This window comes from Pseudomonas corrugata, assembly GCF_001269905.1.
Classification (GTDB): Bacteria; Pseudomonadota; Gammaproteobacteria; order Pseudomonadales; family Pseudomonadaceae; genus Aquipseudomonas; species Aquipseudomonas corrugata.
Genome location: NZ_LHVK01000008.1, coordinates 168,031 through 180,486 on the forward strand (window position 1 = coordinate 168,031; position 12,456 = coordinate 180,486).

A 12,456-nucleotide genomic window follows, 5' to 3' on the forward strand; every position below is an offset into this window, starting at 1 on the left:
CAACAGTAAAAGCCGCGGCGAATGACTCGCCGTCGGGTGACCCGCTAATCCGGCACGGTCAACGAATTTCCACGCTGTAGCGGAAATGCTCGGCATGGCCGCGAGAGCGTCGCCACTCCAGCGGGTTGCCGGCGTAGTCCCGCGCCAGACGCTCGATCACCACGACCGGGCTGTTGACCGGCACATGCAGCAAGCGCGCATGAACGTCATTCACCGATTCAGCAGTGAGGGTTTCTTCGGCATAGGCAACTACCTGACCGCAGGTTTCCTCGTAGATGGGATAAAGCAGTGGCCCCTTCTGGCTCAGGTCGATGTCGAGCAGCGGCTGAAAGCGGCTGCGCGGCAACCAGATTTCTTCGGCGAGCACCGGTTCGACCTCCAGCAGACGTACACGTACGATGCGGATCACCGGCGCGTCGACGGGCAATCCCAGCGCCTGTGCCACCGCCGACGGCGCAGCCACCGGCTCGATGGACAAGATGCGGCTCTCCGGGACCCGACGTTCGCCCGACGCGCTTTGAAACCGGAAGAAGCGGAACAACGAAGACTGGAACTGAGGGCGACGAATGAAGGTACCGCGCCCCTGCTGACGCTCCAGAATGCCCTCGATGACCAACGCATCGATCGCCTTGCGCACGGTACCGGTAGACAGCTGATACTCCGCCGAGAGGGCTGCCTCAGTGGGAATTGCTTCTCCCGGACGCCAGCGATTGTTGGCAATCTGTTCAGCCAACTGGTCTCGCAGGCGTTGATAAAGCGGCAGGCGAACATCACTGGGGAGGGCTTTCATCGACTTTATTCACCTTGTTATCTAGTCATATATATGAATATGCACCGAGTATTTGCCCAGGCAGCGAGGTTGTCAAGAATGGCCTCGGCATATGGCTGACGAATGGCGTGCTTCGAGTTGCCCGGATCCCGGGGCGGAGAAGCTGGATGAGCGGCGAGTGACTGAACTTCACACCTTGGCCATGCTGCCGGGCGTGGCCGTGTTTTCTGTGCTGGATGATCAATATCCCGCGTGACGAGGCAATGCCATGGAAATGAGGGCGGCGAGGAGGACAAAGCCGCTGGAAATCCACAGACATGCTTCCAGTCCATGAGTTTGATAGACCCAACCGGAAAGCAGTGTGCCGATCAATCGGCCCATGGCGTTGGACATGTAATAGAAACCCACGTCCAGTGATACGCCGTCCTCCTTGGCATAGGACACGATCAGATAGCTGTGCAGGGAGGAATTCACCGCGAACAGTGCACCAAACACTGCCAGTCCGCCGAGCAGCACCATCTGTTGCGACAGCCCGGTGCCCAGGCCCAGCGCAATAGCCATCGGCAGGCCAGCCAACGCCAGCGCCCAGAGGAACGCGCCACGGCCGTCCGGTACATGCCCCCGTTCTTTGCCGGTGATGTAGGGCGCCAACGATTGCACGAGGCCGTAGCCGATCACCCAGGCGGCGAGGAAACCACCGACCTTCCAGAAGTCCCAGGCAAAGACGCTGCTCAGGTAGACCGGCAGGGCCACCACGAACCAGACGTCGCGAGCGCCGAACAGAAACATCCGCGCCGCCGACAGAATATTGATCGCACGACTCTTGGACAGCAGGTCGCGAAACCTGGGTTTGGCTTTCGCCTTGCCCAGGTCCCTCTTCAGCAGGATCAGGCTACCGATCCAGATCAGCGCCAATGCACTGGCCATCGCCAGCAACGCCCCCCTGAACCCCATCGAAGCCAGTAAGGCGCCACCGAGGAAAAAACCCACGCCCTTGAGGGCATTTTTCGAGCCGGTGAGCATCGCCACCCACTTGTAGAGCATTCCCTGTTGCTCGTCGGGAACGAGAAGCTTGAGGGTGCTTTTTGCACTCATCTTGTTCAGGTCCTTGGCGATCCCGGACAAAGCCTGGGCTGCCATGACCCAGGGAACGGTCAGCCACACTGCCGGCACCGTCAACATGAGCAATGCCACGACCTGCAGGCCCAGGCCGATATTCATGGTGCGGTTCAAACCCAGCCGGGCTCCCAGATAACCTCCCACCAGGTTGGTAATGACGCCGAAGAGTTCGTAAAACAGGAACAACGCAGCGATTTGCAGCGGGCTGTAGCCCAACGCGTGAAAGTGCAGCACCACCAACATGCGCAAGGCGCCGTCGGTGAGGGTGAACGTCCAGTAGTTACCCGTGACGAGCAGGTATTGCCGCACTTCTGGAGTCAGAGCTGCCAGTGTTTTCATGGGTGCCCGGCCAGACCGACCATCCGCGCCAGCTCGACGGTACGGTTGGCATAGCCCCACTCATTGTCGTACCAGGCATAGAGCTTGACCTGGGTACCGTTGATAACCAGGGTCGACAACGCGTCGATGATGGATGAGCGTGGGTCGGTCCGGTAGTCGATGGACACCAGGGGGCGCTCTTCGAAACCGAGGATGTCTTTCAATTCGTTTTCGGAGGCGTCCTTGAGCCATTGATTCACTTCTTCGACAGTGGTGGCTCGCTCGACCTCGAAGACGCAATCGGTCAGCGAAGCATTGGCCAGTGGCACGCGCACGGCGTGGCCGTTGAGGCGACCACGCAACTCGGGGAAGATTTCCGCAATGGCGGTGGCCGAGCCCGTGCTGGTGGGGATCAGGCTCAGGCCCGAGGCACGGGCACGGCGCAGGTCCTTGTGGGGTTGATCGAGGAGGCTCTGAGTATTGGTCAGGTCATGGATGGTAGTGATCGAGCCGTGGCGGATGCCGAGTTTTTCGTGGATGACCTTGACCACCGGGGCCAGGCAGTTGGTGGTGCAGGACGCGGCGGTGACAATGGGATGTTCAGCGGGCTTGAACAGCTGGTGATTGACGCCCATGACGATGTTCAGCGCCCCCTTTTCCTTCACCGGGGCGCTGACCACTACGCGCTTCACGCCTTGATCGAGGTAAGCCTGAAGCACCGCGACGGTCTTCATCTTGCCACTGGCCTCGATCACCAGATCGCAGGCTGACCAGTCGGTGTCGGCAATGGTCTTGTTGGCCGTCACTTTGATTCGCTGGCCTTCGATGACGATGTCGTCGCCGTCTGCATCGGCCTGGTGGCTCCAGCGGCCGTGCACGGAGTCGAAATTCAACAGGTGCGCATGGGTGGCCGCGTCACCGGCCGGGTCGTTGACCTGCACAAACTCGAACTCGGGCCAATGCCAGGCGGCCCGCATCGCGAGACGACCGATTCGGCCAAAACCATTGATGCCCACTTTGATCGTCATGTTGCCTGCCCCATATATGAAAATCCGAATATATGTTTTCCCGTATGTAATGGGAAGCCCCCCGGTACCGGTATTGCGGGGGCAAATTGGAAGAGCGGTGGATCAGGTCGTTCAATGTTGGATGTGCCGCCGCCATCGCGAGCAGGCTCGCTCCCACAGGGACCTGTGTTGCGCGAAAGTAATGCATACACCGCAGCTCCAATGTGGGAGCGAGCCTGCTCGCGATGGCGGTGGTTCGGCTTGCATCCATGTCGAATGTACCACCGCCTTCGCGGGCAAGCCCGGCTCCCACAGGGGCCTGCGTCGCGCGAAAGTAATGCACACACCGCAGCTCCAATGTGGGAGCGAGCCTGCTCGCGATGGCGGTGGTTCGGCTTGCATCCATGTCGAATGTACCACCGCCTTCGCGGGCAAGCCCGGCTCCCACAGGGGCCTGTGTCGTACATAAGCAATGCATGCACCGCCGATCCAATGTGGGAGCGAGCTTGCTCGCGATGGCGGTGGTAAAGTGCACAGCAATCGAATGAGAATCCACTTTGAGAGGCCCGGGGTGTCCAACCCCATCTCTCGTCATCCGCAGCGATAACAGCATGATCGAAGTCACTGAAGTTTCCATTGCCCAATTGCGCGCCGCACTCGAGTCTGGCCAGACGACAGCAGTTGAGCTGGTCCAGGCCTACCTCGCCAGGATCGAGGCCTACGACGGCCCTAATACGTCCACCGCCCTGAACGCGGTCGTGGTACGAAACCCAGAGGCACTGAACGAGGCACAGGCGTCCGATGCCCGCCGCGTCCAGGGCAAGACGCTGGGGCCGCTCGATGGCATTCCCTACACCGCCAAGGACAGCTATCTGGTGAAGGGCCTCACCGCGGCCTCCGGAAGTCCGGCCTTCAAGGACCTGATTGCCTACCGCGATGCCTTCACCATCGAGCGGCTGCGCGGTGCCGGGGCGATCTGCCTGGGCAAGACCAATATGCCGCCCATGGCCAACGGCGGCATGCAGCGCGGCGTGTACGGCCGTGCCGAGAGCCCGTACAACGGCGACTATCTCACCGCACCGTTTGCATCGGGCTCTTCCAACGGCGCCGGCACTGCAACGGCGGCCAGTTTCGCGGCATTCGGTCTCGCCGAAGAAACCTGGTCCAGCGGACGTGGCCCGGCCTCGAACAATGGCTTGTGTGCCTACACGCCTTCGCGTGGCGTGATCTCGGTGCGCGGCAACTGGCCGCTGACGCCAACGATGGACGTGGTTGTGCCTTACGCCCGAACCATGGCCGATCTGCTGGAAGTGCTGGATGTGGTGGTCGCACAGGACCCGGACACCCGGGGCGACCTGTGGCGCCTGCAACCCTGGGTGCCCATCCCGAGCGTCGACACCGTGCGGCCCGCCTCCTATCCCTCGCTCGCCGCCACTTCCGAGGCGTTGGCAGGTATCCGCTTCGGCGTTCCGCGCATGTACATCAATGCCGATCCCGACGCCGGCACGGCCGAAGCCCCGGGCATCGGCGGTCCGACCGGGCAACGTATCATCACCCGAGCGTCGGTGATCGCCCTGTGGGATGAGGCACGCAAGACCCTCCAAGCCTGTGGCGCCGAAGTGGTAGAAGTGGATTTCCCGCTGGTGTCCAACTGCGAGGGCGACCGCCCCGGCGCACCGACGGTGTTTACCCGTGGCCTGGTCTCCAAGGAATTCCTCCATCACGAACTGTGGGACCTGTCCGCCTGGGCGTTCGACGACTTCCTGCGGGCCAACGGTGATCCGAAACTCAATCGCCTGGCCGACGTGAACGGCCCGCTGATCTTCCCCCACGACCCAGGCACCCTGCCCAACCGCGAGGACGATCTGGCCGCAGGCATGGACGAATACGTGAAGATGGCCGAGCGTGGCATCACACCCTGGGACCAGATCCCCACCCTGCCGGACGGCCTGCGGGGGCTGGAAAAGACCCGTCAGATCGACCTTGAAGACTGGATGAAGCAACTTGGACTCGATGCGGTGATCTTCCCCACCGTCGCCGACGTCGGGCCGACAGACGCCGACGTCAACCCGGCCTCCGCGGACATCGCCTGGAGCAACGGCGTCTGGGTCGCCAACGGCAACCTCGCCATCCGCCATCTGGGCGTGCCTACCGTCACGGTGCCGATGGGCGTCATGGCGGACATCGGTATGCCTGTCGGGTTGACGTTCGCCGGTCGTGCCTATGACGACTCGAAGCTGCTGCGCCTGGCCTCGGCATTCGAATCGACCGGGTCGAAGCGACGAGTACCGGCGCGTACGCCGCCGTTGTCGACTCGCTGAGATCACAGGGTGGCGGAGCTTTCACCGCCACCCTGGCATCCCGGGACGACGCCATCAATAACCGGCGGTTCCGGCACTTGCGCCATATTTCTCCAACAACTTCAGCGTGACACCATTGGTCCAGCCGAAGCCATCCTGCAATTCATATTCGCCCCCGCCGCCACCCTGCCCCGCGCCGGACACATCGTATTTCTCCACCAGCTTGTCTTCGTCGCGATAGAGATTCTGCACCTGTGCCAGGAAGCGCGTGCCGATCTGCTCTGCCAGCGCGGTTTGCCCATAACGGTTCAAACCTTCCACCGCCACCCATTGCAGCGGCGCCCAGCCATTGGGCTCATCCCACTGCTGACCGTTGCTGACTTGGGTAGTCGCGATACCACCCGGACGCAGCAAGCCCGAACGTACCGCCTCGGCAGTACGACCCGCACGCTCGGCCGAGGCCAGACCGGTGTATAGCGGAAACAGCGTCGCAGCGGTCAGGTTGGGGCGTTGCTGCTTCAGTTGCCAATCGTAGTCCACGTAATAGCCGCCATCGGCCTTCCACAAATGCTGCTCGATGGCACGCTGGCGCAGGTCGGCGCGGTGGCCGTAGGTCTGGACACAGGGCACGTTCTGGACGGTTGCGCAGGCCTTGGCGATGGTACGTTCCAGGTGATACATCAGGCTGTTCAGGTCCACCGGCACGATAGACGTGGTACGTATCGTCGTCAGGTCCTTGTTGTCGCCCAGCCAGCGGGAGCTGAAGTCCCAGCCACTTTCGGCGCCGGCACGCAGGTCGCGCCAGACCTGCGGTTTCGCCCTGTCCGTCGTCTGTTCGGCAGTCTTGACGTCCTGCAACCATGACTCCTGCCGCGGCGTCGGGCTGGCGTCCCAGTAGCGATTGAGCACGCTGCCATCAGCCAGTTTGACCACGTGTTGGGCAGCCGCGCCGGGCTTGAGCGCCTGCGCGCCAGCCATCCAGTAGGCATATTCCTTCTGCAGTTGTGGCAAGTACCGACTGTAGGCCTGGTCACCCTCGATGTGCGCCTGCAACTCCACCATATAGGCAAAGAACGGCGGCTGGGAGCGGCTCAGGTAGTACGTGCGGTTGCCGTTGGGGATGTGGCCGTAGGTGTCGATCATGTAGGCGAAGTTGTCGACCATCTGTCGCACCCGGGCCTTGTCGCCGCTTTGCTCAAGACCGAGCATGGTGAAATAGGAGTCCCAGTAATACATCTCGCGAAAACGCCCACCCGGGACCACATAGGGTTGGGGCAAGGGCAACAGGCTGCTGTACTGAGGCACATCCCTGTAGGTTCGGCTCAGCACCGGCCAGAGATTGTCGATGTGCTCCCGAATCGGCGCGCCGGGCTTGGGTGCCGGGCTTTCGGCTTGACCGGACTCGGTGAAATTGGCCTTCACGAAAGCCTTGAGATCGAAGCCGGGGCTGTCACGGCGGGCCAGGTAATCGGCACGGATCTGCGCCGGGTCGCGGTTCGGCAGTGCGTCCACGAAGTGTTTCTGGTCGGTAAACACCTGGCCGCGTTGCACCGCTTCGAAGAGTTCCGGGTAGGCCTGGTCAGGTGGCGAGTTGGCCCGTCCCTGGGCATCGGCGTAGCTCCATGTTGCCGGCGGTTGACTGGAACAGGCCGCGCAAAGCACGACGGCGAAGGACAGGCTGGTGAAATGCAAAGGTCGCATCAGTGGACTCCCTGTTGTCGTTCCTGGACAAACGAGTGACATGAGGGAGTGACACTGGGTTCATTTAAATCGCCGGATCGATGGAGTTTGGCCTTTGTGCGGTGACGTCAGGCCCAGGATCACGAAGCATTCGCCAGCCTGGTCTGATTGCGGCCCCGGGCCTTGGCCATGTAGAGCGCCTGGTCCGCTTGCTTGAGCAGGTCTTGTGCCGTCACCTCCTCCATGAGCACCATGACTGCCAGGCCAATGCTCACCGTCACGAAGCCGAACGGCGACCTGGCATGGGGCCGCGCCATGGCTTCCACGGCTTCGCCCAGAGCCTGGGCATGCCGTAGCGCGCTCTCGATATTGGGGGCCGTGGTGATAAGGACAAACTCTTCGCCCCCATAGCGCGCCACCAGATCACCGGCTCGCTGGGCATGGACCTTCAGTGTATTGGCAATGCTTCGCAGACAGTCGTCGCCAGCCTGATGCCCATAATGGTCGTTATAGCTCTTGAACAAGTCCACATCGATCAGCATCAGCGACAGCAGGCTTCCCGTACGCACCGAGCGTCGCCATTCATTAACCAGGACTTCATCGAAATGACGGCGGTTGGCAATTCCCGTCAGGCCATCAGTGGTGCTCAGCACAACCAACTGACGATTGGCCTCCTCAAGCGCCGCAGTCCGGTCCTTGACCTTGAGTTCCAATTGCTCCTGGGCGTCCTGGATCCGATCCGCCATCGAGGCAAAGTCTCGGGCCAGTTCGCCAATTTCGTCGGCGGAGCGGATCGGCAGCATGTCGTGGCTCAGGCGTTCCCTGGACAAACCAAGCGAACGTGTCGCCTGCATCAGGCGAAACAGTGGAATGGCCACTTGTTTCTGCAGAATGGAACGCAGGATGAAGATTTCCACCAGCAGGGTCAGCAGTCCCAGGGCAACCACGATCAGCAGGTTGTCGACAATTGCCGGCACCATCTGCGCCCGGGGAAAGTGCACGGCGAGCGCCCAAGGCGTACCGGGCACGATGCCCATCGCGACAATGTCGTCGCGTGTCTGCACCACCACTGCCTGGCCGGGCGCCAGCGAGGGCACTGTATCAAGAAGCGGATAGTCGCCGCCCAGCCCGAGCGAACGGATGGAGGCCTTGCCTTCGCTGGCTTCGACCTGATCCATCTTGCCCGGGTAGTAGATCAGCGTGCCGTCGCCATCGGCGATGAACATGGTGCTGTATGCACCGTCCACGAAGGGTTTGGCCGTGCGCTTCATGAGTTCATCGAGCAGCACATCGACACAGGCCAGGATCTGGTGCTTGCCGGAGGCGTCGGCCACGTCGGGCGTGGCGACCGTGGTCATCCAGGCGTTGTTGGAGGCATCCCAGTACATCCGGGTGAACAGCGTTTCGCTGCCGGGGCTCGCAAAGCCCCGCGCATAGAACTCATAGGTCTCCAGCTTCAGGGCATCCGCCCCCGAATAGGTAAAGACCTTGGCGATGTCGGCCTGCTGGTAGATGGGAAAGCCCTTCTCCGGCACCACGCCATAGAAATTGAACAGCCGCCCCTTAGCACTGGAACCGTATTTGTACGAGAGGATATACGACAGGGCAAACCGCGCCTTGATGTCATCGTTGGGTGGAATGTCGGGCGCGTAAGTGGCTGACATTCCGGCGAAGCGACGGCCATCCGGCAGCGGGTCGCCTTCGAACAGCATTGGTCGCTGGGTATAGGAACCGTCTTCGTGCCGGTAGAAGATCCGGTCGAAGTCCTGCACCAGTGCAGCCCGGCTTTCCGGATTGGCCAGGATACTCTTGAACTCGCTGAGGAAATTGCGCTGCAGGTCCTTTATTTCGTTGAATGGCAGAGATTCGCGTTGCAAGGTCTGCTCGGTGGAGAGCAACAATTGCGTGGTAATCGCTTTTTCCAGCGAGGACAGGTTCACATAATAGGAAATCGCACCGGCACACAATGAAACCAGGCCGATCCGCAGGACTGCCAGGCGCAGCGCACGGGCTGTGAGTGAGCGTTTGCTGGAGGTGAAACCTGAGTCTTCTTGCACCATCGCTTGCTCTCCGATCCAACATCTCGCCAACGCCAATGCGCCTATGAGCTATATCGGCTCGACCGCCCAAGGCTGGAGTTTTCCAGACGACTTTCACGCCAATCCGCCTGACGAGCCTTCCATCCCACCAGGTGACGAACGACGACAGGCGCGACTCAAGCCTGAGTCAACCCAGCCGATAACTATCGAGGAGAGGCTTCTTTGGCCCCACCGTGTCCTGCCGGTTTCTTAGGGTAATTTTCGATGGTCCTGTCGCTTGACCGTTTGCTGGTGCTTGGCGTTCTGATGCTCATGGCTGCAAGCGGATTCTCGCCGAATGCCGCGGCAGAGCCCGCGCTGCGCATCGTTACGGAGGAACTGCCGCCCTATAACATGACGCAGGACGGGCGGATGACCGGCATGAGCACCGAGGTGGTCCAGGCCGTGCTCAAGGAGGTCGGTATGCAGGCTCCGATCCAGTCCATGCCCTGGGCGCGTGCCTATCAAACAGCGCTCGATGACAATAACGTGCTGATCTACTCCATCGCCCGCACCCCTGAACGCGAATCGCTTTTCCAATGGGTCGGCGCCATCGCGCCGACCCGCTGGTATCTGTATTCGCTGGCTGACCGTCCCGTAAAGCTCAACTCGCTGGACGATGCCCGCGGTCACCAGATCGCCACCGTCAACCAGGACGTGGGCGAGCAATACCTGGTTTCGAAGGGTTTTCGTATCGGCGAGGAACTGCAGTCGAGCACCAAGTACGAGCACAACTACCGCAAGCTCAAAGTCGACCATGTGGAGATGTGGATTTCCAACGAACTCAACGCGCAATACCTGGTTCGCCAGAACGGTGAAAATCCGGCCGAGGTGCTGGTACGTTCGCTGCCGATTCCCGATTTAAGCAGCGATGCAGGCCTGAGCATGGCGTTCAGCCGAAAGACGCCGACCGAGATCGTAGAGAAATTCCGCGCCGGCCTGGAAGCCATCCACCGCAATGGCGTCTACGACGCCATCCTGCACAAATGGCTATGAGATGGCGCGTAACTCCGAGACTCCTTCAGCCCAGCCACAGGTCAAGGCGTTCAGCTCGCTAGGGCGTCGCCTGGTACTCGCGACACTGTTGTTCTGCCTCCTTTTTACCCTGGCAATGGTCACGTTGCGCACCTGGCTCGCCTGGGAAAACAACCTGACGGAAATGAACTCGGAGCTGGTTCTGATCGATCAGGTGTTCCAGAACACCTTGTCCCACGCCATCTGGGAACTGGACCGTGAATCCCTGGGCAAGCAACTCTCCAGCGTCGCCAAGGCCGCGCCGGTGGGTCGCGTGGTGCTCAAGATCCTGCGGCCCGGTCAATCGCCCGAGATCATCGAACTCAATCGATACGCCGTCGTCATGTCCGGCCCGGCGCCCGTGCTGCAACATGAACTCATCGCGCAACCCTACGAAGGCGCCAGCGAAAAGGTCGGTGAGCTGACCATCGAAGGCGATAACAACCTGCTCTGGGAACGGCTCTGGAGTGAAGTGCGCAGTATCGTCATCACCCAGGTGATCCAATCGCTGCTGCTGGCCGGGTTGGTCATGACCGTATTCAATCGCCTGGTGACCGTGCATGTCATCCACATTGCCCGGCACCTGGGCCAACTGACGCCACAGACCCTCAGGCAGCACTTCAAGCTGCAGCGTTCGGTGCGCCGCCAGGACGAACTGAGCCTGCTCGAATCCCAGCTCAACGAACTCCAGGACAACCTTCATACTCACTTGGAACGCCAGCGCCTGGATGAACGGGCCATGGAGGCCAGCCGGGATCAACTGGCCGAGCTGGTCGAGGCGCGTACTGCAGAACTCAAGGCGGCCAACCAGGCGCTCGAAGCCCTGTCACGCCAGGATCCGTTGACCGGGCTGCCCAACCGTCGTTATTTCGATGAACTGAAGGAAGTCGAATTTCGTCGTGCGCTTCGCCATAAGACCCCACTGTCGGTGCTCATGTGCGACGTCGATTTTTTCAAGCTCTACAACGACACCTACGGCCATATACAGGGTGACCAGTGCCTGCAGCAAATTGCCGAAACCCTTCGCGGCGTCTTCGGACGCTCGGGCGAGCTGACCGCACGGATGGGTGGCGAGGAGTTCGTCGTGATGCTGCCCAACTTCAACGCAGAACAGGCCTACGACGCGGCCCAACGGGTCCGTGCCAGCCTGGCCAAGCGCGAACTGCCCCATAGCGCCTCAGCAGTATCCCCCTTTGTCACCCTGAGCATCGGCGTCGCCGAGCTTGACCCTCAGACCATGGATCACTTCGACCTGTTGCTGCAACGTGCCGACCAGGCTTTGTATCGGGCGAAACATCAAGGACGTAATTGCGTTGCCTTCTAAACCAGTGAGGCCTTTATGCACTATCGACTGACGCTCTGCTTATGTTTGCTCTTGGCCTTGACCAGCCTGCACAGTCACGCCGAGGGGATCGAAGTCGTCACCGAAGACTCGCTGTACGCGTATCTGCGCGACGGCAAACTCGTCGGGCCGGGCACCCGCGTCGTCGAGCAAACCCTGGATAAAGCCGGGCTGACCGACCACCATATCCTGCTGTACCCCTGGGCCCGGGCTTACGATAAGGCCCTGCATGAGCCCAATGTACTGATCTATCCCATGGACCGCACGGTGTTGCGGGAGCCGTTGTTCAAGTGGGTGGGCGAACTGGAGCGGGTGACCATCAAACTCTACAAGCTGCGCGAGCGCCACGACATTACCCTGAGCAATCTCGAGGATGCCAAGCTCTACACCGTGGGCGTGGTACGCAACGATTCCAAGCAGTTGCTCATGCAACAACAGGGATTTACCCGGTTGGTGGTATCGGCGGATCGTCGCGATAACTTCCAGAAACTGCTCCACCGTCAGGTCCAGCTCTTGCCAATGCCGGAGAACGCGGCACGGATCATCTGCGACGAAGAGCATGTGGCGTTCGCCGACCTGGAGGAGGTCTACTCCTTCGATGAACGCCCTGCCAGGGTCTTCATGGCCTTCAGTCTGAGCACGCCGGATGAGATCGTCGCCCGGGCGCAGCGCGCTTTCGAGCAGCTCGAGGCTTCGGGCGAAGTGGCGCGGATCATGCGGGAAGAGCGTTAAAGCATTGTGGGAAGCCTGCGCGCGAAAGCGATGGGGCTGCTGACCTCGATACTGAGTGTTCCGCCGTTATCGCGAGCAGGCTCCCACAGGCACTTGG

The 12,456-nt window shown here is 61.1% G+C and carries 9 protein-coding genes; 4 read left to right on the forward strand and 5 right to left on the reverse strand.

Features of this window, described 5'->3' with window-relative positions; genetic code table 11:
* Positions 1 to 58: 58 nt before the first annotated feature.
* The 3 genes from AD665_RS12020 to AD665_RS12030 all read right to left on the reverse strand — a co-directional run bounded on the left by AD665_RS12020 (position 59) and on the right by AD665_RS12030 (position 3,234).
* A complete protein-coding gene (locus tag AD665_RS12020) occupies positions 59 to 790 on the reverse strand; it encodes a GntR family transcriptional regulator (protein WP_053192210.1) in 732 nt (243 codons plus the stop codon).
* 219 nt (positions 791 to 1,009) lie between these two features.
* A complete protein-coding gene (gene arsJ, locus AD665_RS12025) occupies positions 1,010 to 2,227 on the reverse strand; it encodes an organoarsenical effux MFS transporter ArsJ (protein ID WP_053192212.1) in 1,218 nt (405 codons plus the stop codon).
* Positions 2,224 to 3,234 (reverse strand): ArsJ-associated glyceraldehyde-3-phosphate dehydrogenase, encoded by a 1,011-nt coding sequence (locus AD665_RS12030; RefSeq protein WP_024781326.1) that lies wholly within the window; start codon positions 3,232 to 3,234, stop codon positions 2,224 to 2,226. The genes arsJ and AD665_RS12030 overlap by 4 nt, the downstream gene beginning before the upstream one ends.
* A gap of 590 nt (positions 3,235 to 3,824) precedes the next feature.
* Between AD665_RS12030 and AD665_RS12035 the strand changes: the two genes are divergently transcribed.
* Entirely contained in the window at positions 3,825 to 5,534 is a 1,710-nt protein-coding gene (locus tag AD665_RS12035) for an amidase (protein WP_024780955.1), read from the forward strand.
* A gap of 54 nt (positions 5,535 to 5,588) precedes the next feature.
* Here the strand turns inward: AD665_RS12035 and treA are convergent, their stop codons facing one another.
* Both treA and AD665_RS12045 read right to left on the reverse strand, forming a co-directional pair.
* Positions 5,589 to 7,214 carry an alpha,alpha-trehalase TreA gene (treA, locus tag AD665_RS12040; protein ID WP_053192214.1) on the reverse strand — a complete coding sequence of 542 codons (1,626 nt, stop codon included), beginning with the start codon at positions 7,212 to 7,214 and terminating at the stop codon, positions 5,589 to 5,591.
* Between the two features lie 119 nt (positions 7,215 to 7,333).
* Positions 7,334 to 9,253, reverse strand: a complete 1,920-nt coding sequence (locus AD665_RS12045) for a sensor domain-containing diguanylate cyclase (protein ID WP_053192216.1) — start codon at positions 9,251 to 9,253, stop codon at positions 7,334 to 7,336.
* Positions 9,254 to 9,496: 243 nt separating this feature from the next.
* Between AD665_RS12045 and AD665_RS12050 the strand changes: the two genes are divergently transcribed.
* Genes AD665_RS12050 through AD665_RS12060 form a run of 3 tightly spaced genes read left to right on the forward strand, consistent with a single transcriptional unit; the run spans position 9,497 to position 12,359 of the window.
* Positions 9,497 to 10,267, forward strand: coding sequence for a substrate-binding periplasmic protein (locus tag AD665_RS12050; protein ID WP_024780951.1), 771 nt, complete (start codon positions 9,497 to 9,499; stop codon positions 10,265 to 10,267).
* Between the two features lies 1 nt (position 10,268).
* Complete coding sequence (locus AD665_RS12055; protein WP_053192218.1) at positions 10,269 to 11,609, forward strand: GGDEF domain-containing protein; 1,341 nt, start codon at positions 10,269 to 10,271, stop codon at positions 11,607 to 11,609.
* Positions 11,610 to 11,624: 15 nt separating this feature from the next.
* Positions 11,625 to 12,359, forward strand: coding sequence for a hypothetical protein (locus AD665_RS12060; RefSeq protein ID WP_053192220.1), 735 nt, complete (start codon positions 11,625 to 11,627; stop codon positions 12,357 to 12,359).
* The last annotated feature ends 97 nt before the right edge of the window (positions 12,360 to 12,456 follow it).